23 protein-coding genes and 1 tRNA gene are annotated in these 25,858 nt (G+C 62.0%); 15 read left to right on the top strand and 9 right to left on the bottom strand.

Going from position 1 to position 25,858, the window contains the following annotated elements:
- Window positions 1–260: 260 nt before the first annotated feature.
- From rplQ to D1159_RS09855, 6 genes are all read left to right on the top strand, one after another.
- Entirely contained in the window at window positions 261–602 is a 342-nt protein-coding gene (gene rplQ / locus D1159_RS09880; RefSeq protein WP_161845506.1) for a 50S ribosomal protein L17, read from the top strand.
- A 142-nt stretch (window positions 603–744) separates the two neighbouring features.
- A complete protein-coding gene (locus tag D1159_RS09875; RefSeq protein WP_161845505.1) occupies window positions 745–1,317 on the top strand; it encodes a rhomboid family intramembrane serine protease in 573 nt (190 codons plus the stop codon).
- A 164-nt stretch (window positions 1,318–1,481) separates the two neighbouring features.
- Window positions 1,482–3,023 carry a DUF1538 domain-containing protein gene (locus D1159_RS09870; RefSeq protein ID WP_347563667.1) on the top strand — a complete coding sequence of 514 codons (1,542 nt, stop codon included), beginning with the start codon at window positions 1,482–1,484 and terminating at the stop codon, window positions 3,021–3,023.
- A complete protein-coding gene (locus D1159_RS09865) occupies window positions 3,016–3,696 on the top strand; it encodes a hypothetical protein (RefSeq protein ID WP_161845504.1) in 681 nt (226 codons plus the stop codon). The genes D1159_RS09870 and D1159_RS09865 overlap by 8 nt, the downstream gene beginning before the upstream one ends.
- Window positions 3,697–3,833: 137 nt before the next feature.
- Window positions 3,834–3,907, top strand: a tRNA-Gln gene (locus D1159_RS09860).
- Window positions 3,908–4,013: 106 nt separating this feature from the next.
- Window positions 4,014–5,180, top strand: a complete 1,167-nt coding sequence (locus D1159_RS09855; RefSeq protein WP_161845503.1) for an iron-containing alcohol dehydrogenase — start codon at window positions 4,014–4,016, stop codon at window positions 5,178–5,180.
- 47 nt (window positions 5,181–5,227) lie between these two features.
- Here the strand turns inward: D1159_RS09855 and D1159_RS09850 are convergent, their stop codons facing one another.
- On the bottom strand, window positions 5,228–6,886 hold the full coding sequence (locus tag D1159_RS09850) for a ribonuclease J (protein WP_161845502.1): 1,659 nt from the start codon (window positions 6,884–6,886) through the stop codon (window positions 5,228–5,230).
- Between the two features lie 611 nt (window positions 6,887–7,497).
- Between D1159_RS09850 and D1159_RS09845 the strand changes: the two genes are divergently transcribed.
- Genes D1159_RS09845 through D1159_RS20020 form a run of 3 tightly spaced genes read left to right on the top strand, consistent with a single transcriptional unit; the run spans window position 7,498 to window position 8,955 of the window.
- Window positions 7,498–7,725 (top strand): DUF1653 domain-containing protein, encoded by a 228-nt coding sequence (locus D1159_RS09845; protein ID WP_161845501.1) that lies wholly within the window; start codon window positions 7,498–7,500, stop codon window positions 7,723–7,725.
- A gap of 2 nt (window positions 7,726–7,727) precedes the next feature.
- Complete coding sequence (locus tag D1159_RS09840) at window positions 7,728–8,060, top strand: ArsC/Spx/MgsR family protein (protein WP_161845500.1); 333 nt, start codon at window positions 7,728–7,730, stop codon at window positions 8,058–8,060.
- 16 nt (window positions 8,061–8,076) lie between these two features.
- Entirely contained in the window at window positions 8,077–8,955 is an 879-nt protein-coding gene (locus D1159_RS20020) for a GNAT family N-acetyltransferase (RefSeq protein ID WP_161845499.1), read from the top strand.
- Between the two features lie 5 nt (window positions 8,956–8,960).
- Here the strand turns inward: D1159_RS20020 and D1159_RS09830 are convergent, their stop codons facing one another.
- Window positions 8,961–9,971, bottom strand: coding sequence for a WYL domain-containing protein (locus tag D1159_RS09830; protein WP_161845498.1), 1,011 nt, complete (start codon window positions 9,969–9,971; stop codon window positions 8,961–8,963).
- A 92-nt stretch (window positions 9,972–10,063) separates the two neighbouring features.
- Here D1159_RS09830 and D1159_RS09825 point away from each other — a divergent pair, with 92 nt between their 5' ends.
- Complete coding sequence (locus D1159_RS09825) at window positions 10,064–10,888, top strand: SH3 domain-containing C40 family peptidase (RefSeq protein ID WP_161845497.1); 825 nt, start codon at window positions 10,064–10,066, stop codon at window positions 10,886–10,888.
- A 49-nt stretch (window positions 10,889–10,937) separates the two neighbouring features.
- On the opposite strand, the gene D1159_RS09820 is transcribed toward D1159_RS09825, so the two are convergent.
- The gene (locus D1159_RS09820; protein ID WP_161845496.1) at window positions 10,938–11,930 is read right to left on the bottom strand and encodes a lipoate--protein ligase; all 993 of its coding nucleotides are present in this window, start codon (window positions 11,928–11,930) and stop codon (window positions 10,938–10,940) included.
- Between the two features lie 137 nt (window positions 11,931–12,067).
- On the bottom strand, window positions 12,068–12,637 hold the full coding sequence (locus D1159_RS09815; protein WP_161845495.1) for a hypothetical protein: 570 nt from the start codon (window positions 12,635–12,637) through the stop codon (window positions 12,068–12,070).
- A 184-nt stretch (window positions 12,638–12,821) separates the two neighbouring features.
- Here D1159_RS09815 and D1159_RS09810 point away from each other — a divergent pair, with 184 nt between their 5' ends.
- The 4 genes from D1159_RS09810 to prfB all read left to right on the top strand — a co-directional run bounded on the left by D1159_RS09810 (window position 12,822) and on the right by prfB (window position 20,800).
- Entirely contained in the window at window positions 12,822–13,709 is an 888-nt protein-coding gene (locus D1159_RS09810) for a radical SAM protein (protein ID WP_161845494.1), read from the top strand.
- A 132-nt stretch (window positions 13,710–13,841) separates the two neighbouring features.
- Complete coding sequence (locus D1159_RS09805) at window positions 13,842–16,964, top strand: alpha/beta fold hydrolase (RefSeq protein WP_161845493.1); 3,123 nt, start codon at window positions 13,842–13,844, stop codon at window positions 16,962–16,964.
- A 107-nt stretch (window positions 16,965–17,071) separates the two neighbouring features.
- Complete coding sequence (locus D1159_RS09800) at window positions 17,072–19,270, top strand: S-layer homology domain-containing protein (RefSeq protein ID WP_161845492.1); 2,199 nt, start codon at window positions 17,072–17,074, stop codon at window positions 19,268–19,270.
- Between the two features lie 408 nt (window positions 19,271–19,678).
- Complete coding sequence (gene prfB / locus D1159_RS09795; RefSeq protein ID WP_161845509.1) at window positions 19,679–20,800, top strand: peptide chain release factor 2; 1,122 nt, start codon at window positions 19,679–19,681, stop codon at window positions 20,798–20,800.
- Window positions 20,801–20,897: 97 nt separating this feature from the next.
- Here prfB and D1159_RS09790 read toward each other — a convergent pair whose 3' ends face one another.
- From D1159_RS09790 to D1159_RS09780, 3 genes are all read right to left on the bottom strand, one after another.
- Entirely contained in the window at window positions 20,898–21,110 is a 213-nt protein-coding gene (locus tag D1159_RS09790; RefSeq protein ID WP_161845491.1) for a DUF378 domain-containing protein, read from the bottom strand.
- Window positions 21,111–21,189: 79 nt separating this feature from the next.
- Window positions 21,190–22,419: an MFS transporter gene (locus D1159_RS09785; protein WP_161845490.1), complete on the bottom strand. Its 1,230-nt coding sequence runs from the start codon at window positions 22,417–22,419 to the stop codon at window positions 21,190–21,192.
- 186 nt (window positions 22,420–22,605) lie between these two features.
- Complete coding sequence (locus tag D1159_RS09780) at window positions 22,606–23,244, bottom strand: TetR/AcrR family transcriptional regulator (RefSeq protein WP_161845489.1); 639 nt, start codon at window positions 23,242–23,244, stop codon at window positions 22,606–22,608.
- 141 nt (window positions 23,245–23,385) lie between these two features.
- Here D1159_RS09780 and D1159_RS19180 point away from each other — a divergent pair, with 141 nt between their 5' ends.
- Window positions 23,386–23,655, top strand: a complete 270-nt coding sequence (locus D1159_RS19180) for a hypothetical protein (protein WP_202621022.1) — start codon at window positions 23,386–23,388, stop codon at window positions 23,653–23,655.
- Window positions 23,656–23,728: 73 nt separating this feature from the next.
- Here D1159_RS19180 and D1159_RS09775 read toward each other — a convergent pair whose 3' ends face one another.
- Both D1159_RS09775 and D1159_RS09770 read right to left on the bottom strand, forming a co-directional pair.
- Window positions 23,729–24,700 (bottom strand): ROK family protein, encoded by a 972-nt coding sequence (locus tag D1159_RS09775; protein WP_161845488.1) that lies wholly within the window; start codon window positions 24,698–24,700, stop codon window positions 23,729–23,731.
- A 45-nt stretch (window positions 24,701–24,745) separates the two neighbouring features.
- Window positions 24,746–25,816 (bottom strand): lysylphosphatidylglycerol synthase transmembrane domain-containing protein, encoded by a 1,071-nt coding sequence (locus tag D1159_RS09770; protein ID WP_161845487.1) that lies wholly within the window; start codon window positions 25,814–25,816, stop codon window positions 24,746–24,748.
- Window positions 25,817–25,858: the final 42 nt, after the last annotated feature.

The following is a 25,858-nucleotide window of genomic DNA, read 5'->3' as shown; positions in this document are numbered from 1 at the left end:
AAAGCACTTCACAGACCATCGTCACCGGGCGTAAATCCTCAAAAAGGGAGGCGCCCTGTGGCGAGACCAAAATTCTTTTTGCTTCTTTTTCTTCTAAGAAAAAGAAGGGGAAGCCGTCCGGGGGCATGTAACGTCCCCTCCCGGAGCCGCCATCGGGCGCCTTAGCGCAAGCCGAGGGACTTCTCAAAGGAGCGAAGGCTCTTTCGGACGAATTTACACTGGGTTTCGCCGTGCGAAATACCGTTAGGAGTTGACTCAACATGTCTGGATACCGTAAATTGGGCCGTCCCACTGATCAGCGTATGGCCATGCTCCGCGCCATGACCACCTATCTGCTGGAGAATGGCCAGATTAAGACTACTCTGAGCCGCGCCAAGGAAGTGGCGCCCCTGACTGAGAAGATGATCACCCTGTCCAAAAAGGCCAATCTGGCCGCCTACCGTCAGGCCCTGTCCTTCCTCACCAAAGAGGATGTGGCGAAGAAGCTGTTTGACGAGATCGGCCCCAAGTACGCTGACCGCAACGGCGGCTACACCCGTGTTGTGAAGATCGGCCCCCGCCGCGGCGACGCCGCCGAGATGGCGATTATTCAGTTGGTGTAAACGTGATCGGAGTAAAAAGCAGTGTTTCCCAGGGGGAACACTGCTTTTTGCGTACCAGAAGCGGTGCCACCCGTCTCAGTGCAAATCGCTGTGTCTTGGTGAATGGTACAGCCTCTTAGCGTCTGTTTGAAAGGGGTACTCTATGAAGCGGAAACGACTGGACTACAATTCTCCCGTAATTCTCACCTTCTTTTTTCTGTCCCTGGCAGTATTGGTGCTTGACCGGGTCACCAGCGGCTGGGTGACAGCCAACCTATGCTCCGTCTACCGGTCGCCGATTGGCCCATTTTTCGTTGTCCGCCTGTTTGGCCATGTGCTGGGCCATGCCGGGGTGGAGCATTTTATGGGCAATATGCTGTTGCTGCTGGTGGTGGGCCCGCCCCTGGAGGAGAAGTATGGAAGCCGCCCCCTCCTGGCGGGCATCGCCTTGACCGCCCTGGTATCCGGCTTGCTCCAATGCGCCTGCTTCCCCAGCACCGCTCTGCTGGGGGCCAGCGGAATTGTCTTTATGCTGATTATGCTCTCCTCCCTGGCAGGAATGCGCAGCGGATATCTGCCGGTTACCTTGATTTTGGTGGCCGTGCTCTATTTGGGGCAGGAGGTATACTCCATCCTCTTTATTAAGGACAACGTGGCCAACTTCATGCACCTGGTGGGCGGTATATGCGGCACCGGCTTCGGGTTCGCCATGCTGGGCCGGCATTCTTTTTCTTGAAAGAAAAAGAAGCAAAAAGAACTTCCATCTTATACTCCGGCGGCCGGTTGCTGCTGCTTTTTTGACAAAAGATTCTTTTGTTGCGCCGGAGCTGGAATTATGCTATCATTTAAAACAATAAGTGTCTATTTTTCCTGTTTGTCCGTTGGGAAGGGGGCCTGCCTGTGATTTTGAATCACCGCCTGCGGGAAAAAATCAATGAATCCCTCACCTCTGTTCTCCCGATTACGGGAATTGTGTTGGTATTGAGCATTTCCTTCGCCCCGCTGACGCCGGGGACACTGGTGCTCTTTTTGTTTGGCGCGATTCAGCTGGTAATGGGGATGGGCTTGTTTACCTTGGGCGTGGATATGTCCATGATCCCCATGGGCGAGGGGATCGGCGTGGAGCTGAGCAAGTTCCGCCGGCCTTGGCTGCCCATTCTGGCCTGCTTCTTTCTGGGCCTGCTGGTGACGCTGGCGGAGCCCGATCTCCAGGTCCTGGCCCAGCAGGTGCCCTCCATCCCCAATATCACGCTGATCTGGGCGGTGGCCGCCGGAGTAGGGCTCTTTTTGGTGCTGGCGGAGCTGCGTATGCTGCTGAAAATCCCCCTGTCCTACACCCTGATTGCTGCTTATCTGGCGGTCTTCCTCCTGGCCGCCTTGGCGCCGGACTCCTTTGTTCCCACCGCATTTGATTCCGGCGGCGTCACCACCGGCCCCATTACCGTGCCCTTTATTATGGCTTTTGGCATCGGTATGGCCGCGGTGCGAAGCGACAAAAACTCCGGCGTGGACTCCTTCGGCCTGATCTCCCTGTGCTCCGTGGGGCCCATTTTGTCGGTGCTGTTGCTGGGGGTCTTCTTTCCCACCGACGGCGGCGGCTATACCCCCGCCCCCTTGGCGGAACTCCACACCACCCGGCAGGCCGCGGCGGAGTTTTTCCAGGCCCTGCCGGTCTATGCCAGGGAGGTGCTCACTGCGGTGCTGCCCATTGTGGGCATGTTCCTCCTCTTTCAGATGCTCACCCAGCGGTTCCACCTGAAGCAGATCAAACGGATCGCAGTGGGACTGCTCTATACCTATATGGGCCTGGTCCTCTTCCTCACCGGGGTCAACGTGGGCTTTATGCCTGCGGGACAGTTCATTGGCTCTTCTCTGGCGGTAGGGGCCCAGCCCTGGATCCTCATCCCCATCGGCGCCTTGGTAGGCTACTACATCGTCAAGGCCGAGCCTGCGGTGCAGGTGCTTACCAAGCAGGTGGAGGAGGTCTCCAACGGATCCATTACCCAGAAGGCCATCGGCCACAGCCTGTCCATCGGCGTAGCGCTGTCGGTCTCCCTGTCCATGGCGCGGATTTTGACTGGGATCTCTCTGTTCTGGTTCCTCATCCCCGGCTATGCCCTCTCTCTGGCCCTGACCTTCTTTGTTCCCCAGATTTTTACCGGTATTGCCTTCGACTCCGGCGGTGTGGCCAGCGGACCCATGACCTCCACCTTTCTGCTCCCTTTAGCCATGGGGGCCTGCGACGCCCTGGGCGGGGACATTCTTACCGACGCCTTTGGCATTGTGGCCATGGTGGCGATGACCCCACTGATTACCATCCAGGTGCTGGGGCTGGTGGGTACCCTCCGGGGCAGGGCGGAACGGGCGCGGCTGTCCGTAATCCAGGCCCAATCCGACTACATCCTCTATTTTGACGAAAGCGAGGCCTCCCCCCATGAGTGAGCGCATTGAGCCCATGAAATTCATTGTCACCATTGTGGAGCGGGGGCAGGGAGCCCAGGTGCGGCGGCTCTTTCTCTCCCAGCAGCACCAGCTCCGGGCCCTGTGGCAGACAGTGGGCCGGGGCACCGCCTCCTCTGAGCTGCTGGATATTTTGGGCATCGGAACCCCGGAGCGGGACATTCTCTTCTCCCTGGCCACCGGACCCTCCGCCCGCCGGCTGTTCCAGCTGCTCAAGAGCAGCCTCACCGACCACATCCACGCCAAGGGCATTCTCTTTTCCCTCCCGCTCACCGCGGTGAGCGGTATCTTCGCCGGCGCCCTCGCCAGTCTGGAATCCTTTGATGAACCGATAGGAGAGACCACTATGGATATACAGCACAGCCTGATCCTGGCCATTGTCAACCAGGGGTACACCGACGCCGTGATGGCCACCGCCAAGGCCGCCGGCGCCCGGGGGGGCACCGTCCTCCGGGCCCGCTGGGCCGGCGACGGCAAGAGCCACGAGATCATGGGCATCTCCGTCCAGGAGGAGAAGGAGATCCTGGCCATTGTCACGCCCCAGCGCAGCCGGAGCGCCATTATGGACGCAATCACCCGGGATCACGGGCTCAAGAGCGACGCCCAGGCGATTTTATGCTGTGTGGGCATTGAGGATATGACCCGGCTGGGCTGAACCAGCCATCTCCCTGGGTCCGGCTGGACGGCCTGCCGCCGGGCCCCAGGAAAAATCTTAAAAAAATCCGCTTTTCCTCTTGACTTTTCTTTTTATTCTGTTATAATGAATTCTGCACTTGAGAGCGCGAGACAGTTAGCGGATTTGTGTAAGGGTAGCACAGCAGACTCTGACTCTGTATGTGAGGGTTCGAATCCTTCATCCGCTGCCAACAGGATTGCCCTGGAGCCGGTTATGGTTCCAGGGCTTTTTCGTTTGATTCTGCACGCCCTTCGGCGGTTCGGAATAGATATTTAGAACTTGGAGGCGGACAAATCATGTTAGGCAATCTGATGTACTGCAATCCCACCCGTTTGTACTTTGGTGAAAACGCCCTGGACAACCTGGGGGACGAACTGGCCAAGTACGGCCCAAATGTCATGCTCACCTACGGCGGCGGCTCTATCAAGAAATCGGGCCTGTACAGCCAGATCACCGCCATTCTCAAGGAGAGCGGCAAGCAGGTTTTTGAGCTCCCCGGCGTCATGCCCAACCCCACCACGGAGAAGCTCTACGAGGGCTGCAAGGTGGCCAGGGAGCACAAGATTGATCTGATTCTCGCCGTAGGCGGCGGCTCGGTATGCGATTATGCCAAGGCGGTGTCGGTGTCCGCCTGGTGCGAGGAGGACCCCTGGGAGAAGTACTACCTGCGCATGGAGGATGTGGACAACCGGATTATTCCAGTGGGCTGTGTGCTCACCATGGCGGGCACCGGCTCGGAGATGAACGGCGGCGCGGTGATCACCAACAATGACTCCAAGCTGAAAATTGTCCACGTCTTTGGGGACAATGTCTTCCCCAAATTTTCCATTCTCAATCCCAAGCTCACCTATACCCTGCCCCAATACCAGATGGTGGCGGGTATCTACGATATTATGAACCACATCACCGAGCAGTACTTCTCCAACAGCGACGACAATACCTCGGATTACGTCATGGAGGGGCTGATGCGCTCCCTGATCCACAGCAGCCGCATTGCCCTGAAAAACCCGGAGGACTATGAGGCGCGCAGCAACATTATGTGGACCGCCGCCTGGGCGCTGAACTCCTTCATCGCCCAGGGCAAGTCCGCCGACTGGATGGTCCATATGATCGGGCAGTCCATCGGCGGCTACACCGACGCCACCCACGGCATGACCCTCTCCGCCATTTCCATGGCCTACTACCGCTTTGTCTGCCCTTACGGCCTGGCGAAGTTCAAGCGCTTCGCCGTCAGCGTCTGGGACGTGGATCCCGCCGGCAAGAGCGACGAGGCGGTGGCCGGCGAGGGCCTGGACCGCATGGAGGCGTGGATGAGAGAGCTGGGTCTGGTGATGAACATCCGCGAGCTGGGTGTGACGGAAGACATGCTGGACGGCATCACTAAGGGCTCCTTTATTACCGAGGGGGGCTACAAGGTCCTTACCCCGGAGGAGATCAAGGCCATTCTCAAGGCGTCTATGTAGAGCGGCAAAAAATACGCGCCCTCCAAGACTGGAGGGCGCGTGTTTTTTTATACTTCCATGATAACAGGCAGGATCATGGGGTTTCGTTTTGTCTTTTTGTAGAGGAAGGTAGAAAGAGCGTTTTTGATCTCCGCCTTGATGGCCGCCCAGTCGGTGCAGCACTCCCGCTGGCAGGCATCCACCGCCTCCAGCGCCACCCGGCGCAGCTCGTCCATCAGCCCCTCGGACTCCTTCACGTACACAAAGCCCCGGGTGATGATATCCGGGCCGGAGATGAGGCCCCCGTCCTGTCCGGACAGGGAGAGCACCGCCACAATGACGCCGTCTTCCGCCAGATGCTTTCGATCCCGAAGTACCACGCTGCCCACATCGCCCACGCCGTAGCCGTCCACAAAGACCCGGCCTGCCGGAACTGTGCCGTTGATTTTGGCGCTGTTTTGGGTCAGCTCAATGACCTTGCCAATGTCGCTGATGATAATGCGCCGGGGATCCATCCCCATATCCTGAGCCAGCCTGGAGTGGGTCTTCAGGTGGCGCTGCTCCCCATGGACGGGGATGAAAAATTTGGGTTTGACCAGGGCGTGAATGATTTTCAGCTCCTCCTGGCAGGCGTGGCCGGACACGTGGAGCTGGCCCAGCCGCTCGTTGACCACCTCGGCGTCCTTGCGGTAGAGCTCGTTGATGACGCTGCCCACCGCGTTCTCATTGCCGGGAATGGCGCTGGCGGAGATAATCACCCGGTCCCCGGCCCGGATATCCACCTGCTTGTGGGTGGAGAAAGCCATCCGGGTGAGGGCGGACATGGTCTCCCCCTGGCTGCCGGTGGTGATAATGCATACCTTGTTGTTGGGCAGGCTCTTGATATGGTTGATATCCACCAGCACGCCCTCGGGAATGCTCATATATCCCAGCTCCACCGACACCTTCATGGCGTTTTCCATGCTCCGCCCGGTGACGGCCACCTTGCGGCCGTACTTGGCCGCCACGCTGATGATCTGCTGGATGCGGTCTACGTTGGAGGCGAAGGTGGTGACGATAATGCGGCTCTCACAGCTGCGGAACAGGGTGTCGAAGGAGGCGCCCACGCACCGCTCACTGCGGGTGAAGCCCGGCCGCTCCACATTGGTGGAGTCGCACAGCAGGGCCAGCACGCCCTTTTTGCCCAGCTCCCCCAGCCGGGCCAGGTCGGTCATTCCGCCCTGGATGGGGGTGGTGTCGATCTTGAAGTCGCCGGTGTGGACCACCGTACCGATGGGGGTTTTGATGGCAAAGGCCACCGCGTCGGCAATAGAGTGGTTCACGTGGATAAACTCCACGCTGAACTTGCCGGTTTTAACCACCTCTCCCGCCTCGCAGGTGATGAGCTTGGTGCGCTCCAGGAGGTGGTGCTCCTCCAGCTTGAGCTTCACCAGGCCCGCGGTCATCCGGGTGGCGTAGATGGGGACGTTGACGCTGCGCAGCAGATAGGGGATGGAGCCGATGTGATCCTCATGCCCGTGGGTGAGGAAAATGCCCTTAATCTTCTCCTGATTTTTAATCAGGTAGGTAAAGTCAGGGATGACCACATCAATGCCATACATATCGTCGTCAGGGAAGCCCATGCCTGCGTCCACCACGATCATCTCGCCGCCATACTCATAGACGGTTAGGTTCTTCCCGATCTCGTTCAGACCGCCCAGAGAAATAATTTTCAGTTTTTCTGCCATGAAATGAAAAGACACTCCTTTTTATTTTGTGTTTGGTTGGTAAATGGGTATGTAAACGGCCCCGCCCTCTGGGGACGGGAACCAAAGACACGGTTTTGCGTGGGCGCACCAAACCAAGGGCGGAGATTCCCGCTCTTTCCGGCCCTGCCTCGCCGGAAAAAAACCAATCTGTTCCGTCCAACCCACGTGATGCAAATCCTGTCTTGCCTTATCAAAAGCGCGGTTCCGCGCATAAAGCCAAATCAGTATGCCGCAGGCCGTCCACAGCCCGTTGCATAATGTATTAAGTATACTATACCATGGTTTTTGCGAAATGTATACCAAAATTTTCTTTCTTATTTCGAAACAGTTGCTTTTGCCCGGCCTCTCCCTCACAGCTTGCCCAGCTTGTCCTCCCTTTATACACGCCGCCGGTGCTTTTCTCACCCCGCATGGCGCAGTTTTGTCCCTGCCCTCTTCTCAACTGAGACGGTCTATGTTATAATGCCAGAGCGTTGAATCATGCGAAATCCGAAGGGTTCCGAGGGAAGGACCGTGTGAAAGGGGACCGTCAGGGTTCCCGTTCTCGTCCGGGCTGAATACGAGAAATTCCAATAGAAGGAGGTCGTGGAATGAAGGCTTGCAGCATACGGCCGGGGCGCTACCGCCATTTCAAGGGAGGGGAATACCGGGTGCTCTTTACCGCCCGCCACTCGGAGAGCGGGGAGTGGATGGTGGTCTATCAGGCCCTCTACGGAGAGGGGGGCTATTGGGTACGCCCCGCCGCCATGTGGAGCGAAACCGTGGAGCGGGAGGGAACCCCTGTTCCCCGCTTTTGCTATTTGGGAGAGGAGGAGTGACCTTGAACATCCAAATTTTCGGGAAATCCAAGTGCTTTGACACAAAAAAGGCCCAGCGCTACTTCAAGGAGCGCCGGGTGAAGTTCCAGGCCGTTGACCTGCTGAAATACGGCATCAGCCGGGGGGAGCTGGCCAGCGTGAAAAACGCGGTGGGTCTGGCCGCCCTGGTGGACGAGCGCCACCCGGACGCCGCTTTGATTGCCTATCTGGCCTATGACAGCGATAAGCTGGAAAAGCTGCTGGACAATCCGGCGCTCTTAAAAACCCCCATTGTCCGCAACGGAAAGCAGGCCACCGTGGGCTATTGTCCCGATGTGTGGAAAACCTGGCAGTAGCCGCGGGGCAAAGGAGGTGATTGCCATCCACATAGAGACGGTAAAGTTTGAAATAAAACGTTATATTGCCCTTCCGCCGGAGTGGGCCGGGCCCCTGGGGCAGCTGGAGGAGGTCTGCCGCCGGCTGGAGCCCTTCCGGCAGGGGGTGGCTCCTGAAACCGCCCTGAGCGCCCAGCCCGGCATGGACCATCTCTTCCTGGCGGTCCGGGACGGTGCGCTGGTGGGTGCGCTGGGGCTCTTTGACCCAGATGCCGGCTGCGCCGAGGCCACCGCCCTGGTCCATCCCGAGTTCCGCCGCCGGGGGCTCTTCTCCGCCCTGTGGCGGGCGGCCCGGGCGGCCATAGCCCCCTTTGGAATCAAAGAGGTTCTTTTCTGCCACGAGCCGGTATGCGCCAGCGGACAAGGGGTGGCGGACCGGTGGAAGCTGCCCCTGCGCCAGACCGAGCTCACCCTGGAGCACAGGGGCGTCATTCCCGCCCCCGCCTGCCCTGTGGTCCTGGCCCCCGCCCGCCTGGAGGAGCTGGAGGCCCTGGCGGTGCTCTCGGGGGCCGCCTTTGGCGACACCCCGGCCCAGGCCCGCCACATGGCCCAGGCCTTTTTGGACGACCCGGACAGCGGTTTTTACACCGCCCGGCTGGAGGGCGTCCTGGTGGGGCAGATTGTCCTCCGCCGCCAGCCGGAGGGGCTGTGCCTGTGCGCCTTGTGTGTGGCCCCCGCCCTCCAGGGCCGGGGGATTGGCCGGTCTGTTCTGACCCAGGCCCTGGCGCTGGCCCAAGAGAGCTGCGCGTCCATCTTCCTGGACGTCAGCGTGGAAAATGAGAACGCCCTGCACCTGTACACCGGTGTGGGCTTTCACACCGTGGCCTGCTGCCGCTATTACGCCATGGCGCTGTAGCGGGGTTATTCCTTCCGCTGTTCCGGAAAAATCCCCTCCCGCCGCCACAGGGCGTCCAGCTGGCCCCGCCACTGGTCCACCGCCCAGCTGGGGCCCAGCAGGGAGACCCCCTCCCCCAGGCCGAAGAGCCAGCCCAGAAACTGGGGACTCACCACTGCCTGGACAGTGACAGTGAAGTGCTCCGCCCCGTCGGGGATGAGCATGACCTCCTGTCCGAAGCGGTCCAGCACCACCCCCACCAGCCGGTTTTCGCACCGCAGGCGGATCTGCCCCTCCCGGCCGCTGAACATGCCGAAGTGCTTTTGGCCATAGGCCGCCGTGTCCATCTCCGCCCCCAGCGCCTCCCCGCGCCGGGGCTGGGCGGTGATGGTGAGGTCGGCCATCTTGTCCACCCGGTAGTGGCGCATGTCCTCCTTCTCGTGGTCGTAGCCCGCCAGGTAGTAGCTCTCATTGTCCCAGATCAGCCCGTAAGGGGACACGAGATAGGGCCTGCCCTCCCGGCGGAATACCTTCTCCTTTTTCACACTATACTCAAAGTAGCGGAAGGACACCGCCCGTTTGACGGACAGGGCGGCATGGAGCTGGTCAATGGTGTAGTAGACGCTCTCGTTCATGGTCTTGGCCCGGCCGGCCACGTAGACCTGCCGCTGGAGGGAGCGAGCCTGGTGGACGCTGGCCAGCTTCTCCAGCTTTTGGATCAGCGCCCGGCTCTTCTTTGCAGAGATGAACCGGCTGGACTGCACCGCGTCCACCAGCAGCTTCAGCTCCGCCAGCTGGAAGGAGCGCTCCCCCACAAACCAGCCCCCGTGCTTTCCTGCCGTGCGCTGCACGTCCAGCCCAAACTCCGTCAGGGTGGCCATGTCGTCGTAAATGCTCTTGCGCTCCGCACGGATCTCCCGGCGGGCCAGCGCCCCGATGAGCCTTTTGGTGGACAGGGCGTGGTCCTCGTCCGTCTGCTCCAGCAGAATCCGTTGCAGCTCCAGCAGCTTCCACTTCTGACGGGGCTGTTTTGCCATAAAAAATCCCCCTCTGCGCGTTTTCCTGCCTGCTGTTTCCAGTATATCCCCTCTCTCCCGGAAAGGGAAGTCTTTTGTTGTTGGAGGTAACCATGACTGCTTTGATTCGTCTGCCTGTCTGTCCCCTTCAGCTGCGGCCCCACCGGCAGGGGGAGCGGGCTGACGAGGTGCTGTGCGGCTATGCCGTGGAGGTGCTGGAGGACACCCGCTCCGGCTGGTATCTGGTGCGCACGCCCTACGGATACACCGGCTACGCCCCGGCGGAGGCCCTGCGCTTCGGCGCCGCCTGGGCCGCCTACTGGGAGGGGCTGCCCAAGCGGACGGTCTCCCGGGCGTTCTGCGACGTGCTGGCCCGGCCCCAGACCGAGGCCTGGGTGCTGGACACCCTCACCCGGGGGGCCCTGGTGGCCCCGGAGGGGGAGGCGGACGGCTCCGGCTGGCAGAAGGTGGTCCTCTGTGACGGCCGGGAGGGCTATGTCAGGACGGGCTTCCTCATGCCCCGCCACACCGCCCCCGCTTACCGGGAGGAAAATGCCCTGCGCGCCGCCCTGGCCCGGACGGCCCAGTCCTATCTGGGAACCCCCTACCGCTGGGGGGGCAAATCCCCGCTGGGCATCGACTGCTCCGGCCTGACCGCCATGGCTTACCTCCTCAACGGCATCACCATCTTTCGGGACGCCCGCATAGAGGAGGGGTTCCCCATCCGGCCCATCTCCCAGGCGCGCATGGACGTCGGGGACCTGCTCTACTTCCCCGGCCATGTGGCCCTCTACCTGGGCGGCGGGCGGTATATCCACGCCACCGCCCGCCCCGGCAGCGACGGCGTGGTCATCAACAGCCTCACCCCCGCCAGCCCGGACTACCGGGCGGATCTGGCCCAAACCCTCACCGCGGTGGGCAGCTATTTTGCCCCGTAAACACGAGACCGCCGGCGGCATGTTCCTGCCGCCGGCGGTTTTCCCTGTTTTACTGGAGCAGAATGGAGAGGAAGGTGTCCAAATCCATTTTGTTGAAGTACAGGCCGATGTCGGTGTCCGCCAGGGCGGCGCGCAGGGCGTTTTCCTCCAGCGGCTGGCCGGTGAGGCGCTGGGCCAGCTCGGCGCTGTCCCCGTTTCCGAAATAGTCACCGTAAAAGGCCAGTGCGGTGATGGCGCCCCCCTTGGCCACATCCATGTGGACCTCCAGCTTGCCGCAGCCCTCCACCCGGCGCTCCTTTTGAATCTGGAAAGCGGGCGAGCGGCCGAAATTCCACTCCCATTTGTCGTAGACCTCTGCCTGGAGTGCGCGCACCGCCTCCAGGTCGGCCTGGGCCAGCGGATAGGGCTGGAGCTGGTACTCCTCAGACATAAAGTCCCGCAGGGTGCGGAAAAATTCCTGAGTGGACACGTCTCCCTGGATGTAGGGCTTGATATTGGTCACCCGGCTGCGCACCGATTTCAGTCCCTTGGACTGGATTTTGTCCTTGGACACCGCCAGGGCCTGGCCTACCACCTCCAGGTCGGAGTCGAACATAATCGTGCCGTGGTGCATCACCCGATTGTGTTTCATGTACTGGGAGTTGCCGGAGAATTTCTTGCCGTCCACAGTCATGTCGTTGCGGCCGTTGATCTCCGCGGGGACGCCAAAGCTCCGCAGGGCCTTTACCACCGGGCGGCAGAAGGTGGAAAAATCGAACTTGGCCACATCGCCGGCGTCGGCGATGAAGGTAAAGTTGATATTGCCCAGGTCGTGATACACCGCGCCGCCGCCGGACAGCCGCCGGACCACGCTGATCTGACGCTCCTTCACATAGGGAGCGTTGATCTCCGCCGTAGTGTTCTGGTGCTTGCCTACAATGATGGCGTTGTCGTTCTGCCACAGCATGAAGTACCCCTGGCTCCGGTCCAGACGGTCAAAGACATACTGTTCCAGAGCCAGGTTAAAGTGGGGGTCATGGCTGGGGCTTTCGATGTAGTACATAGACGCGACTCCTTTCTCCTAGAGCCTGTTCCGTATCCCGGCGTAAGGGGGAAACGCGAAACGGCCCTTAGGGGGCCAATGGATCGTCTGATTGTAGCACATCGTGTTTTTCCCGTCAACGCATTTTCCGGGCGCCGCTATGCCCTGAGCTCCAGCCCGCCGTCCGGGGCAGGACGCTGGGCCTGGGCGGCTCTCATCTCCGCCCGTGCCTCCTGAAAGGCCTTGGCGTACACGGTGGCCGACTCGCTTAAAAACTTTTTCTCCGCGGCTGTCTGGATCTCCGTCCATCCGCTGCCCAGGCTGTTGTAGCTGGCGATGATCTCCCCGCTGGGGGCGCGGATCTCCGCCGTCTGGGCCAGGGGGGACACATGGGCCGTCACAGAGCCGCCCTCCAGCAGCCGGTCCAGCAGCTCCAGCAAAGGGTCCTTCTCCTGCAAGGCCCGCTGGATCAGGGCGGTGGTCTGGGCTATGGGGCCGGAGCGGTCGGGGGAGACGTGCTCCCGCATGTGGGCGAGGCTGGCGTTGATATACGCCTTGTCCATATAGACGCCCCGCTTGGCGTCCGCCTTGGCCATAGCCTTTACCTGGGCGGAAAACCGCTCCGTCATAGCGGCCTGAGCGGTTCGCTCCGCCTTCTCCTGAATGTTTGGAGTGCGTTCCCGCTTGGCGGCGGCTGAATTCCAGTGGAATAATGGGGTAATACTCATAACAGACCTCCTCTCCCATTTTGCCTGACTGTACGCTAAGATTTTAGCACAGGCAGCCCCTTGATTCAAGACAGCCCCTTGTCAATTGAAGGGAGGAAAGCAAATTGAATCGGGGGAAAGTTTGTGCTAAAATCAGGGTGGTACACGATGATTTATCTTGCGGAGGGAAAAGGGGGGGGACAGGGTGGAATACCTGCCGGCCAAGCAGATTCTTATCCGGACCAAAAGTACCGAGTGGTTCGGCACGGATCACACCATCAACCTGTACCGGGGGTGCTGTCACGGCTGCATCTACTGTGACAGCCGGAGCGCCTGCTACCACATCCCCGGCTTTGATCAGGTCCGGGCCAAGGCGGACGCCCTGTCCATTCTGAATCACGAGCTGCGGCGGAAGATCCGCCCCGGCCTGGCGGGGATGGGCTCCATGAGCGATCCCTATAACCCCTTTGAGGAGGAGCTCCAGCTCACCCGGCACGCCCTGGAGCTGCTGGACGCCTATCAGTTCGGTGCGGTCATCGCCACAAAGAGCGATCTCATTGTCCGGGACATCGATGTGCTCCGTTTTATTCGCGGCCACTCCCCGGCGGTGTGCTGCGTCACCATCACCACGCTGGACGAGGGTCTGGCCGCCCGGATTGAGCCCCGTGCCCCCGCGCCCCGGCGGCGGCTGGCGGCGGTGGAGGCGCTCAGCGCCGCGGGCATCTTCGCCGGCATTCTGCTGATGCCGGTGCTCCCCTTTCTGGAGGATGGGGAGGAAAACATAGGCTCCATTGTGGAAGCCGCGGCCAAAGCGGGGGCGAAGTTTGTCTATCCCGCCTTTGGCATAACCATGCGGGAGGGGCAGCGGGAGTATTTCCTGGCCCGGCTGGAGGAGGCGTTCCCCGGCCGGGGCCTGGCGGAGCGCTACCGGCGGCGCTTTGGGAGGCGCTACTGGTGCGCCAGCCCCCAGGCGGCCAGGCTGTGGGAGATGTTCACCCGGCGGTGCAGCGCTCTGGGCCTGCTCTATCAGATGGATCACATCACCTCCGCCGCCGCCCGGAACGCCCCAGACCGGCAGCTGTCCTTCTTTTAACAGATTTGCCTACAAATTTTTTAAAAATTTCGGGCGGCATACTTGTATTCTCGTAACCATTTTGTTACTATTAAGGTATCGAAGCTTGGGTGTTCTGCCCAGGCCCAGCGAGAAGAAAGGTGGAATGTCTGAATGAAACGCACAAACAAACTGCTTTCGCTGTTTGTGGCGCTGGTGATGGCCGTTGGGCTTGTCACCCCCGCCCTGGCAGTGGAGGTGCCCGCCGCTGGCGACAGCATGGAGGGCAAGCTGGTCATTATCCATACCAACGACACCCATGGCCGGGATCTGGAGGGGGTGTACACCACCGCCTCCGTGTCCCAGCTGAAGAAGGACTTTGAGGCCGCAGGGGCCGATGTGCTCCTGCTGTCCGCCGGCGACGCGGTCCAGGGCACCCCCCTGGTCAACCTGGAGCAGGGCGCCGCCGCCATCCAGTTCATGAACGCCGCGGGCTATGACGCCATGTGTCCCGGCAACCATGAGTTTGACTGGGGCACCGAGAACCTGAAGACCATCTTCAAGGATGCGGACTTCCCCGTTCTGGCCGCCAACGTGCTCAACGCTGAGAACGGCGAGCCCATGTTCGCCGCCAGCAAGGTCTTTACCTTTGACGGCGTGAAGGTGGGCGTGTTCGGCCTGGACACCCCCGAGGCCGCCACCAAGGCCCATCCCGACAAGGTGAAGGGCACCAAGTTCCTGGCCGGCCAGGAGATGTTTGACGCCGCTCAGGCCCAGGTGGACGCCCTGAAGAAGGACGGCTGCGACGTGATCATTGCCCTGGGCCACCTGGGCGTCAGCGACGAGAGCGTTGGCAACCGCTCCACCGACCTGCTGGAGAAGGTCAGCGGCATCGACCTGTTCATCGACGGCCACTCCCACACCGTCATTGACGGCGGCAAGACCATCAACGGCACTTTGCTGGTGTCCACCGGCGAGTATCTGAATCACATCGGCGTGGTGGTCTACGACGGCAAGACCTTCACCGCCGGCCTGCTGGGTTCCACCACCGAGACCAGCACCGGCGAGGACGGCAAGGAAATCAAAACCGTTATCCGGGACTACACCGGCGAGGACGAGGAACTGCTGGCCCAGATTACCCAGACCAACGACGCCGTGGAAGAGGCCCTCTCTGTCACCTTCGGCTCCACGGAAATTCTGCTCAACGGCGAGCGGGATCCCGGCGTGCGCACCCAGGAGACCAACCTGGGCAACTTCGCCGCCGACGCCCTGCTGTGGGCCGCCCGGGAGTACTACGGTGAGGACAAGGTGGATGTGGCCCTGACCAACGGCGGCGGCATCCGCGCCTCCATCGAGGCCGGCGAGATCTCCATGAAGACCATGAATACCGTTTTCCCCTTCGGCAATGAGGTGGCCACCATTACCGTCACCGGCGCCGAGCTGCTGGAGGCGCTGGAGGCTGCTACCTGCACCACACCCGACGCCATCGGCGCCTTCCCCCAGGTGGCGGGCATGACCTTTACCATCAACACCAGTGTCCCCTATGAGCAGGGCGAGCAGTACGCCGGCTCCACCTATTATGCCCCCGCCAACCCCGGCGCCCGCGTCACCGGCCTGAAGATCAATGGCAAGGACGTGGATCTGGCCGCTGAGTACACCGTGGCCACCAACGACTTCACCGCCGCCGGCGGCGACACCTACGGCGTGTTTGCCGGCAAGACCGTGGAGAAGACCGGCCTGCTGCTGGACGAGGCCCTGGTGAACTACACCCAGCAGGAGCTGGGCGGCGTGATCTCCGCCAGCCGCTACGGCGAGACCGAGGGCCGCATCACCATCAACACCGAGGCCGCTCCCGGCCCAGAGGCCCCTGTTGTCACGCTGCCTGACGACGTGGCGGAGAACGCCTGGTACGCCGCCGCCGTCAAGTTCGTGCTGGAAAACAACCTGATGGCCGGCACCGGCAAGGGGTTCAGCCCCTCCACCACCGTTACCCGGGGCATGGTCTATCAGACCCTGTACAATATGGCCGGCAATCCCGCCGTAGCGGACAAGGCCACCTTCTCTGATGTGGACGGCAAGTGGTACGCCAACGCAGCCGCCTGGGCCGAGGACGAGGGCCTGACCACCGGCGTGGGCAAGGGCCAGTTCGGCGGCGACCGGGAGATGACCCGCCAGGAGCTGGCCAAGGTCTTCGCCGACTACGCCGTGGCCAACGGCGTGGCCCATGACGTCGCCGACCTGTCCGTCTATAATGACGCCGACCAGATCGCCTCCTGGGCGAAGGACAGCGTAGCCATCGCCGTTTCCGTGAAAATCATCTCCGGCAGCAATGGCAATCTGAACCCCACCGGCACCGCCCAGCGCGCTGAGCTGGCCCAGATTCTGGTGAACTTCTCCGCCCTGGCCGAAAAGCCTGAGGAGCCTGAGAAGCCTGAGGAGCCCGCCTTTGTGGAGACCACCGTCTCCATCGAGGTTCCCGAGACCGACGGCATCCCCGCCCACACCATCCCCGGCACCCTGACCCTCCCCGCCTCCGCCTCCAAGGACGCTAAGGTTCCCGGCGTGGTTATGCTCCACGGCACCGGCTCCAACCGGGACGAGGCCGGCATGGGCTATGCCACCGCCGCCCCCATCATGGCGGAAAAGGGCATCGCCACCCTGCGCATTGACTTTATGGGCAGCGGCGAGTCCACCGCCAGCTACAGCGACTACTGCTACACCTCCGCCAACATCGACGCCAAGGCCGCCGCGGACTACCTGGCCGGCCTGGAGATGGTGGACGGGGACAGCCTGGGCATCCAGGGCTGGAGCCAGGGCGGCACCAACGCCCTGCTGGCCGCCGCCGCTTATCCCGATACCTTCAAGGCCGTGGTCACCTGGGCGGGCGCCATGCGTCTGACCGGCGCGAGCTTCTTTGAGGACTATGACGCCGCCTACGAGACTGCCAAGAAGGAGGGCTCCGTGGAGCTGACCTTTGATTGGCGGGATCCCCTGCCCCTGGGCGTTCGCTGGTTTGAGGAGAGCCTGAACACCGATAAGGCCGCGGAAGTGGCCAAGATCAAGGGGCCCATCCTGGCCATCCAGGGTCTGGCTGACACCACAGTGACCCCTGAGAACGCCGACCAGATCGTGGCCGCCTCCACCAACGAGGACTCCGCCGTCTACACGATCGAAAACTGCGACCACACCTTCAACGTGTTCTCCGGCGACCTGTCCGCGCTGAAAGACGCCATCAATGCCGGCAGCGACTTCTTCCTGGAGCACCTCACCGCCGGCAGCGCCAGCGCCGCTGCGTAAAACCGGATGTTCCCTTCCAATTTGTAACCTGTAAACGGCTGGGGCCGGTCGGAAGGCCGGCTCCAGCTCTGTTGCAGCCCATTGAAACAGCCGAAAGGAGCATGAAAATGAATCGTAAGCTCTTATCCCTCTCCCTGGGCGGCGTCATGGCCCTGTCCATGGCCGCCCCCGCCCTGGCTGCAGAAGGCCAGACCTTTTCCGATGTGGCGGCGGGGGACTGGTTCGCCCCCGCGGTGCAGTATGTGTCCGAAAAGGGCCTGATGAACGGCACCGGCGGCGGCACCTTCGCCCCCAGCGGCTTGGTCAGCCGGGGCACCGTGTTCCAGACCCTGTACAACAAGAGCGCGCCCGAGGGTGAGACGCCCGACACCAGCTTTGTGGACGTCCAGGGCAAGTGGTACGCCAACGCCGCCGCCTGGGCGGAGTCTGAGGCGCTGGCCGCCGTCCCCGGGAACAAGACCTTTGACGGGGACCGCTCCATCACCCGGGCGGAGATCGCCGCTATCCTGGCCCGCTACGCCAAGGCCAACGGCCTTACCGCCGGTGAGAACAGCCAGGACATCCAGTCCGCCCCCGACTATGACCAGATTCCCGCCTGGGCCCGGGCGGATATGGAGTTTTGCTATCATGCCGGCCTGCTCAAAGGGGACAGCAAGGGCAATCTGAACCCCATGGGGACCGCTCAGCGCTCGGAGCTGGCCCAGATCCTGATGAACCTGGACCAGATGGAGGCCCCCGCCCCTGACACTGAGGGCGACGGCGCGGCGTATATCCAGGCCCACGCCGGGGAGTTCTTCCTCACCGGAAAGACCGAGTACACCATCCAGGGCATGATGGTCTCCAAGGAGACCTCCTTCCACAACGACCTGGAGAACACCGACTACACCGTCACGGACGACGGCGTCAGCGTGGTGCTCAAGGGGACTGTGGGCGAGCAGTGGGTGACCAAGCTGGAGAAGGTGATCTCCACCTACACCAAGCCGGACGGCTCTGCCCTCACCGCGGAGGATTTTGCGGGGAAGGACACCTTCATCGACCTGAAGACCAAGGCCGCGCCGGACACCAATTTTGCCTGCTTCGTCCCCGTGGACGTGAGGATCTCCATCAACACCGCCTGGGGAGATGTGCTCCACGTCAATGACCCCGCCGCCGAACATGGCGCCGGCGATTATCTGGTCTGCCCCAACAAGGACGGCAAGCCCGACTTCTCCGACGTGTGGGTGGTCAACGGGGCCATCTTCGCGAAGACCTATGACACCAGCCGCGCCCCTGTGACCGGAACGGTGGCCGCCATTGAGAAGTACGGCAACATCGACCTGGACATCAAGCCGGAGGTCCTGTACACCGCCGGGCTGGAGCTGGGCGACGTGCTGGATGTGACCGTCAGCGGCCAGACCCTGTCCATCCCCTTCTGCACCTCCTACAGCGACGTGAACACCGGCGAGCTGGTGGTGCGGGACAACCAGGGCAGCGATGTGCTGGTGGTGGCCATCAACATGGGGGATTTCGCCAAGACCTACGGCGTGGAGGTAGGGGATACCGTCACCTTCGCCTTGGGGGAGAAGGCGGGCTATCTGGCCCAGTATCAGGCCCATCAGCTCCAGCGCACCAACGAGCGCGCCGACTACAGCAGCGACGAGGTCTTTGCCAACTTCCGTCCCATCGTCCTGGGCGGCATCGCCGAGGGCGTGCTCTACCGCACCAGCAGCCCGGTAAATCCCGAGCTGGGCCGGGCCGCCTACGCCGACGATCTTATTGAGAAGGCCGGCGTCAAAACCGTGATGAATCTGGCCGACGCCAAAGAGGACATCGACGGCTATCTGGCTGCCGAGGGCTTCGATTCCCCCTACTATCAGAGCCTGTATGAGAATGGCGGAGTCATCACCCTGGATATGGGCGTTGACTACAAGTCCGAGGACTTCCAGGCCAAGCTGAAGGAGGGGCTGGAGTTTATCCTGGCCCATGAGGGCCCCTATGCGTTCCACTGCACCGAGGGCAAGGATCGGGCCGGCTTCACCGCCATCCTGCTGGAGGCGCTTATGGGCGCCAGCCGGGAGGAGATTGTGGCCGACTATATGGTCACCTATGAGAACTACTACCACGTGGAGCGGGGCTCTGAACAGCACGCCCTCATCGGCCAGGTGGCCGACGGGATGCTGCGGGACATCGCCGGCCTGGACAAAAACGCCGACCTGGCCGGGGTGGACCTGGTGAAGGCCGCGGAGGGCTACCTCACCGGCATCGGCCTGTCCAACGAGCAGATTGCCGCCCTGAAGACGCTGCTGTCCACACCCGTGGAGGGGTAAATTTACCTGTGCCGCCGCCTGGAGGGGATGCGCTCCCCTCTGGACGGCGCGTCGCGCCGTATAACTGCCATGCGGAAGGAGAATTTCTTCGGCATGGCAGTTTTTGCTGGACGCATACGGATAGTCTTCCCATTAGGCAGGCATTTTTTTCCCGCCGCCGCATATACTGGCATGTAGCGTGCCTGCTGCGGGAAGGAGGAGCGTCAAATGCCGGAGCCGGAGAAAAACGAACAGACCCCCAGCGTTACGCCGGGAGAAGATGTGGACGATCTGATCTTCCAGTCTGAGCCCCCGTGGCTGGTCAGCCAGCGGTAACATATTTTCAGCAAGATTTTGGGTTTTACTTTACATTTATTCGCCGGTTGTATATAATAATAGGACGAATCAATCAAAGTGAGAGTGTATACCATGCTTCAATTTGACGAGTATAAAGTAAAACTGAACAACCTGCGCCCCCATCTGGCGGAGCTGGGGCAGGCCCTGGGGCTGGACGCCGCCGCCCGGGAGGCGGAGATGCTGGAGTCGGAGAGCGCCTCCGACGGGTTCTGGAACAATCTGGAGAAGGCCCAGAAGACCCAGCAGCGCATTGCCCTGCTCAAGGGCAAGCTGGAGGGGCAGAGCCAGCGGGAGCGCCAGTGGGATGACCTGATGACCCTGTGTGAGCTGGGCAACGAGGCGGAGGATCTCTCCCTCCTGCCGGAGCTGGAGGAGGGCTACGCCCGGCTGGAGCGGGATATGGAAGAGGCACGGCTGTCCACTCTGCTCACCGGCGAGTACGACAGCTCCAACGCCATCATCACCATCCACCCCGGCGCGGGGGGCACGGAGGCCCAGGACTGGGCCCAGATGCTCTACCGGATGTACACCCGCTGGGCGGAGCGCCACGGCTTTGCCTGCAAGACCATGGACTACCAGGACTGTGAAGAGGGCGGCATCAAAAGCGCCACCATTACCATCACCGGGGAGAATGCCTACGGCTATCTCCGCAGTGAGCACGGCGTTCACCGGCTGGTGCGGGTGTCTCCCTTCGATGCCCAGGCCCGCCGCCAGACCTCCTTCTCCGCGGTGGAGGTCATGCCGGAGATCCCCGATGATGTGGAGGTGGACATCCGGCCGGAAGATATTGAGATGCAGGTCTACCGCTCCTCCGGGGCGGGGGGCCAGCATGTAAACAAGACCTCCTCCGCCGTGCGGCTCATCCACAAGCCCACCGGCGTCATCGTCTCCTGTCAGACCGAGCGCAGCCAGTTCCAGAACCGGGACAACTGTATGCGGATGCTCCGCTCCCGGCTGGTCCAGCTGAAAATGGAGGCCCATCTGGAAAAGATCTCCGACATCAAGGGGGTGCAGCTGAAAATCGAGTGGGGCAGTCAGATCCGTTCCTATGTCTTCATGCCCTACCAGCTGGTAAAGGACAACCGTACCGCCTTTGAGAGCAGCAACATCACCGCTGTCATGGACGGAGAGCTGGACGGCTTTATCAACGCCTACCTCAAAGCCAGCGCCACCGGAAGCTGGGCCAATAAATAAACAGAAAGCCGCGTACAGCAACTGCATTGCTGTACGCGGTTTTTCGCGCTGTCAAAGTCTTTTCCGGCAGCGGGGAAGCGGCCGGCAAGTATGGGTTCTAAGTGCGTTCTCCGGCAGCGGCGGTGTCCCGGAAGAGCAGGGAGATGCACCACAGTGCGGACAGGCCGACCAGAGTATAGACGACCCGGCTGAGGGCCATAGTGGGGCCGCCGAACAGGAAGGCCACAACATCAAAACCGAACAGGCCGACGCTGCCCCAGTTGATGCCGCCGATAATGGCCAGTGTAAGGGCAATTTTGTCAATGATCATTACTGAGAACCTCCTCAAATAATCAGATTCCAGGGTTATCATGACCGATTTTGCGGCAATTATACTAAAAATCGAATTTTTAAGGGGCAGTGCGGCGGAGGATAGCCCGGCAGCGCAGCGCCAGCAGCAGGCTGGCCCCGCCACCCAGAAGCAGGACCATCCAAATATGGCTGTGAAGCGCCTGGAACAAAAAGCCATAGAGGGCCTGCCCCAGGGGCATGGCGCACACGCAGATGGCAGAGACAAAGGAGGCCACTTTCCCCAGCAGGGCGGGGGGCGTCTGCTGCTGCAAGTAGGTCTGGGCGGCGACAGAGAAGAGGGTGGCGCAGGCCATGCCAGCCAGGACGGAGGCCACCAGTACGCCATAGACGGCGAGGGGGTGGGCTGGGAGCATAGCCGCCAGGGCCATAGGCGCCAGAGAGAGCGCGGCCAGAATAAGAAAGCGGCAGGACCGGTACAGGGTCATTCCGGCCAGCAGGCCGGAGAGAAGCCCGCCCGCAATGGACCCCAGCCCCATAGCGGCCTCGGCATAGCTGTAGAGCTGGGCGGACAGCCCCAGCCAGACCTTGACCAGATAGGGCAGGCCCACCATGTAGAGGGAGGAGAGAAAGAGGTTGATGCCGGCCACCACCCCCAGCAGGGCGAAGAGATGAGGGCGCTCCCGGCGGAGAAAGACATAGGCGTCTCTCAGGTCAGCTCCGGCCTGGCGGAGCGGGGTGTCTCCACCGGGCGGCGGGGTGAAGGGGATGCGCAGAAAGAGCTCCAGCACGGCAGAGGCGAAAAAGCAGGCCCCGCTGGCCAGCAGGAGGCTCCGTACGCCCGTGACGGCGTAGAGCATTCCCGCCAGGATGGGTCCCAGCAGGCTGGCCAGGGCGTGGACCTGGGCGGCGACACCGTTGGCCTGGGCCAGCCGGTCCGGGGGCGCTAGGGCGGGGAGGCTGGCCATCACCGCCGGCTGGTAGAGGGCCTGAATGGCGCACAGGAGCACCATCAGGCTCCCCACCGCCGCAGGACCCGCCCCGGGGAAGAAGCCCAGGGCGAAAAAAATCACCAGGGCCGCGGTGGCGAAGTCCAGCAGGTACATGATGCGCTGCCGGGGAAACCGGTCGGCCAGGACGCCGCCGGCGGGTGAGAACACCACCGTGGGCACCATGGACAGGGCCAGAATGCCGCCGAAGACGGCGGCGGACCCGGTGACGTCCAAAATATAGAGGGACAGGACAAAGCGCACCACGGCGTTCCCCAGCAGAGAGATGATCTGCCCCACAATCATCAGGGAGAAATCACGGCGGAAGAGGGTGGAACCCATAAAAACTCCTTTCAGCAATCGGGCGGATGGATATTACATACCGGCAGTCGGTATGTAAACGGAGAAAAGAAAATGCCCAAGCCCAGGGCATGGAAACTGCCTCCCTTCTATCTTACTATCTTAATACCAACGGTTGGTATGTATCAGGGGGAAAAGACTGCCGCCTGCGGCAAGGCGGCAGGAAGGTCAGCCGGGAAACATGCGGTCATAGTAGCCGATGACAGTCTGGATTAAGGCCTCGTCTATCAGGGGCAGGCCAAAATGCTCCAGCATATCCCGGCAGAAGAGCAGCTTTTGGAGCAGAGACTCCCGGCTCTCCCCGAACATGCCAACCCAGACGTTGATAAGCAGGATAAACGCCTGAGACAGCTCATGGGGGAAGCGGACATCGGGAGCGGAGCCGTCGGCAATGGCCTCCTGGAGCAGGCGCTCCATGTAGGGAGCGGCCTGGAGAAAAGTGGACTGGATGGACAGGGCAATCAGCCGGGGATTGTGCAGCAGCGGGAGCATCATGTGGTCCATCTCCAGCTTGCTCGTGTCAGTCAGATTGTAGCAGAACGCATAGCGCATTTTCTCCAGCCCATTGGCCCCGGAAATGGAGGCGGGATCAGAGAACCAGGACAGCCGCTGATAGTATTGGTCGGTAATTTTGTCCAAAATGTCCTCTTTAGACTTAAAATGGTGGTAAATGGCCCCCTTGCTCATGCCAAGGGCGTCCACAATGTCCTGGATGGTGGTGTGCTCAAAGCCGCGGGACAGAAACAGGCGGTAGGATACGTCCAGAATCTTTTCCACAGTCTCTTCCGGGTGCTTGTTGCGGGCCATAGGCCCCCTCCTTTTCATACATACCGTTGGTATGTTTATCGTAACAGAAACCGGGACCAGTGTCAAGGGGCCGTCCCAGGTTTTATGTCTATTTTGGGCGGGCGGAGCGTACAATGGACTTTGGAAAAGGAGGTGGCGCCGGTGGAATTTCCGGCGGAAAAACAGGCGCTGGCCAGCCGTGCGGCCATTTGCGCGGCTGCGGCGTGGGTGCTCTACCGCAGCGGCGGGCCGATCTGCGCCGCGCTGAAGCTGACACTGTGGGAGGAGTACCGCCCCTGGCTGGAGAAAAACAAGGTGCAGGCGGTGGCGATTGTTGCCGCGGTGCTGTTCGGCCTCTCCCTGGCCCTATTTCCCGTGGGAGAAGAGGTTCCGCCTCCGCCGGAGGGGTTTTGTCCCTGCGAGGAGGGGTAAGCAGCCAGGGAAAATATACAGGTGTGCCGCAAAATAAAACTGCGGCACACCTGTGTTTCATCTTTGGCGGCGTTCAGCTCTGGCGGAATTTGGAGAGCATGGCGGCGCCGATGACGCCGGCGTCGCTGCCCAGCTTGGCCCGCATCACGCGGGTGCGGTGGACGTTGTTGCGGGCGTAGTCCTCCCGGTTGAGGATATAGCGCACAGGGGCCATCAATGTTTCATCCTGGTTGGAGATGCCGCCGCCGATGCACACCACCTCTGGCTGGAGAATGTTGACCAGACTGGCCACGCCGCTGCCCAGGTACTCCACGTACTCGTCCACTACCCGGCTGGCGGCGGGATCCCCCAGGGCGGCGGCCTCGAAGGGGGTGCGGCCGTCCACATGGTCCAAATCCCCCTCGGTCAGCTTCCACAGCAGGGAGTCAGGGGCGGACTGCATGGCCTCCCGGGTACACTTGATCAGGGCGGTGGCGGAGCAGTAGGTCTCAAAGCAGCCCCTGCGCCCGCAGGTACAGGGCCGCCCGCCCTGCTGGAGGACAAAATGGCCGATCTCCATGCCGGAGTAATTGAAGCCGGTGTAGAGCCGTCCGTCAAAGACGGCCCCGCCCCCCACGCCGGTGCCTAACGTGATGGCCAGCATGGACACGCTGCCCTTTCCCGCGCCGGCGGCGTACTCCCCCAGGGCGGCGGCGTTGGCGTCGTTCTCCAGATAGATGGGCAGGACGTTGGACAGGCGCTCCCGCAGCAGCGCCACCAGGGGGACATTGTGAAAGTTCAGATTGCTCCAGTATTGGATGACGCCCCGTTCCGGATCCACGGTGCCGGGGGAGCCCACCCCCAGGGAGTGGATCTGCTCCAGAGAGAGGGCGGCACTGCGCACCGCGTCCCGGGCGGCCTGGGCCATGGCGTCCGCCACACAGCCGGGGAGGTCCGCGCCAGTTTTCGGCGTAGGGAGGCTGCCGCGGCCCAGAATGGTCCCGGCCTCATCCACTGCGGCGGCGGCGATATTGGTGCCGCCCAGGTCGATTCCCAGATAATACATAGGCACAACCCCTTTTCGCGGCCACAAACCCGGCAGGGGCGCGGCCTAGATGATCTCTATTGTACCACAGTTGGGGCGTGTTGGCAAAAGATTATATGGGGAAGAAGGGCGGCCCCGGAGGTGGACCAGCAGCGTGACCCCTGCGCTGAGGAGGAGGAAGGCGTAAAAGCTGATCCCCCGGCTGACCAGCATGGCGGGGGTAACCAGCGCCGCGCCGAAGAGGGGGGCGAAGGCCTGGACAAAGCCGCCCTCGGCGGGGCCTACCGCCCCGGGGAGGGGGAGGGAGGACACCGCCAGGGTGAGCAGCGCCTGGGTGCCCAGGAAAACCCACACAGGGGTCTCATTCAGGCCAAAGGCCAACGCGACCACGAAGGGTACGGCGAACAGTGCGGTGAGCTGGAGGACGCACAGGGCCAGCAGGGCGGGGAAAAGCCCTGGGCTGCCTGCCAGGCAGCGGGCCCCCTGGGCGTAAGACGCCATCTGCCGGTCCAGGGCCTGCTGTGCGGCGGCGGGATCCCGCAGCAGGCGCAGCCGGCACAGCAAATTTAACCCCCGCCCGGCAATGCTGCCGGCCAGCCGGGGGAGGAACATCAGGCAGAGCATCCCGGCGGTGAGAAGGACCATTACTCCGCCGCCGTACAGGAGGAGCAGGCCCATGCCGCCCCCCAGGGCGGTGCGGACCTGGGGCAGGGCCAGCCAGGCCCACAGGCCGTACCCCAGCACGGCGATCTGGTAGCACACGGCGATGAGCATCATATTGAGGGCCCCGTGGGCGGCTGGGATGCCGTCCCGGGACATGGAGTAGATCTGGGCGGGCTGTCCCCCGGTAGCGGAGGGGGTGATGGAGCTGACATAAAAGCCCACAAAGGAGTAGCCCAGGCAGCGGCGGTAGGGCGCGGCATGACCCAGACGGCCCAGAATCAGGCGGGTACACATGGCCTCACACCCCACAAAGGCCAGCATCAGACCCAGTCCGGCCAGGATCCAGCCGGGCTTTACCTGCCGCAGAATCCCCCAGAGGGCGGAGATGGGCTGATTGCGCAGCAGCAAAAAGCCGGTGAGAGCCATCAGCGCCAGCAGAAGGGCGGCGCCCGCAAGCTGTTTCTTTTTTTCCATAACCATTCCCCTACTTTCTGTGGCTCCGGCTCAGCCGGAGGA

Origin of the sequence: Pseudoflavonifractor sp. 524-17 (assembly GCF_009935845.1) — a bacterium.
Lineage (GTDB): Bacteria > Bacillota > Clostridia > Oscillospirales > Oscillospiraceae > Pseudoflavonifractor_A.
The sequence above is the reverse complement of the archived record's forward strand: the minus strand, read 5'-3'. Positions and strand labels throughout refer to the sequence as shown.

Bases quoted from the DNA above. Each gene is read 5' to 3' on its own strand.
- D1159_RS09805 (WP_161845493.1), top strand. From the start codon at position 13,842: ATGAAACGCACAAACAAACTGCTTTCGCTGTTTGTGGCGCTGGTGATG.
- D1159_RS09850 (WP_161845502.1), bottom strand. From the start codon at position 6,886: ATGGCAGAAAAACTGAAAATTATTTCTCTGGGCGGTCTGAACGAGATC.
- D1159_RS09865 (WP_161845504.1), top strand. From the start codon at position 3,016: ATGAGTGAGCGCATTGAGCCCATGAAATTCATTGTCACCATTGTGGAG.
- D1159_RS09800 (WP_161845492.1), top strand. From the start codon at position 17,072: ATGAATCGTAAGCTCTTATCCCTCTCCCTGGGCGGCGTCATGGCCCTG.
- rplQ (WP_161845506.1), top strand. From the start codon at position 261: ATGTCTGGATACCGTAAATTGGGCCGTCCCACTGATCAGCGTATGGCC.
- D1159_RS09790 (WP_161845491.1), bottom strand. From the start codon at position 21,110: ATGATCATTGACAAAATTGCCCTTACACTGGCCATTATCGGCGGCATC.
- D1159_RS09845 (WP_161845501.1), top strand. From the start codon at position 7,498: ATGAAGGCTTGCAGCATACGGCCGGGGCGCTACCGCCATTTCAAGGGA.
- D1159_RS09855 (WP_161845503.1), top strand. From the start codon at position 4,014: ATGTTAGGCAATCTGATGTACTGCAATCCCACCCGTTTGTACTTTGGT.
- D1159_RS09775 (WP_161845488.1), bottom strand. From the start codon at position 24,700: ATGTATTATCTGGGAATCGACCTGGGCGGCACCAATATCGCCGCCGCC.
- D1159_RS09785 (WP_161845490.1), bottom strand. From the start codon at position 22,419: ATGGGTTCCACCCTCTTCCGCCGTGATTTCTCCCTGATGATTGTGGGG.
- D1159_RS09875 (WP_161845505.1), top strand. From the start codon at position 745: ATGAAGCGGAAACGACTGGACTACAATTCTCCCGTAATTCTCACCTTC.
- prfB (WP_161845509.1), top strand. From the start codon at position 19,679: ATGCTTCAATTTGACGAGTATAAAGTAAAACTGAACAACCTGCGCCCC.
- D1159_RS09780 (WP_161845489.1), bottom strand. From the start codon at position 23,244: ATGGCCCGCAACAAGCACCCGGAAGAGACTGTGGAAAAGATTCTGGAC.
- D1159_RS09815 (WP_161845495.1), bottom strand. From the start codon at position 12,637: ATGAGTATTACCCCATTATTCCACTGGAATTCAGCCGCCGCCAAGCGG.
- D1159_RS09820 (WP_161845496.1), bottom strand. From the start codon at position 11,930: ATGTACTACATCGAAAGCCCCAGCCATGACCCCCACTTTAACCTGGCT.
- D1159_RS09830 (WP_161845498.1), bottom strand. From the start codon at position 9,971: ATGGCAAAACAGCCCCGTCAGAAGTGGAAGCTGCTGGAGCTGCAACGG.
- D1159_RS09770 (WP_161845487.1), bottom strand. From the start codon at position 25,816: ATGGAAAAAAAGAAACAGCTTGCGGGCGCCGCCCTTCTGCTGGCGCTG.
- D1159_RS09825 (WP_161845497.1), top strand. From the start codon at position 10,064: ATGACTGCTTTGATTCGTCTGCCTGTCTGTCCCCTTCAGCTGCGGCCC.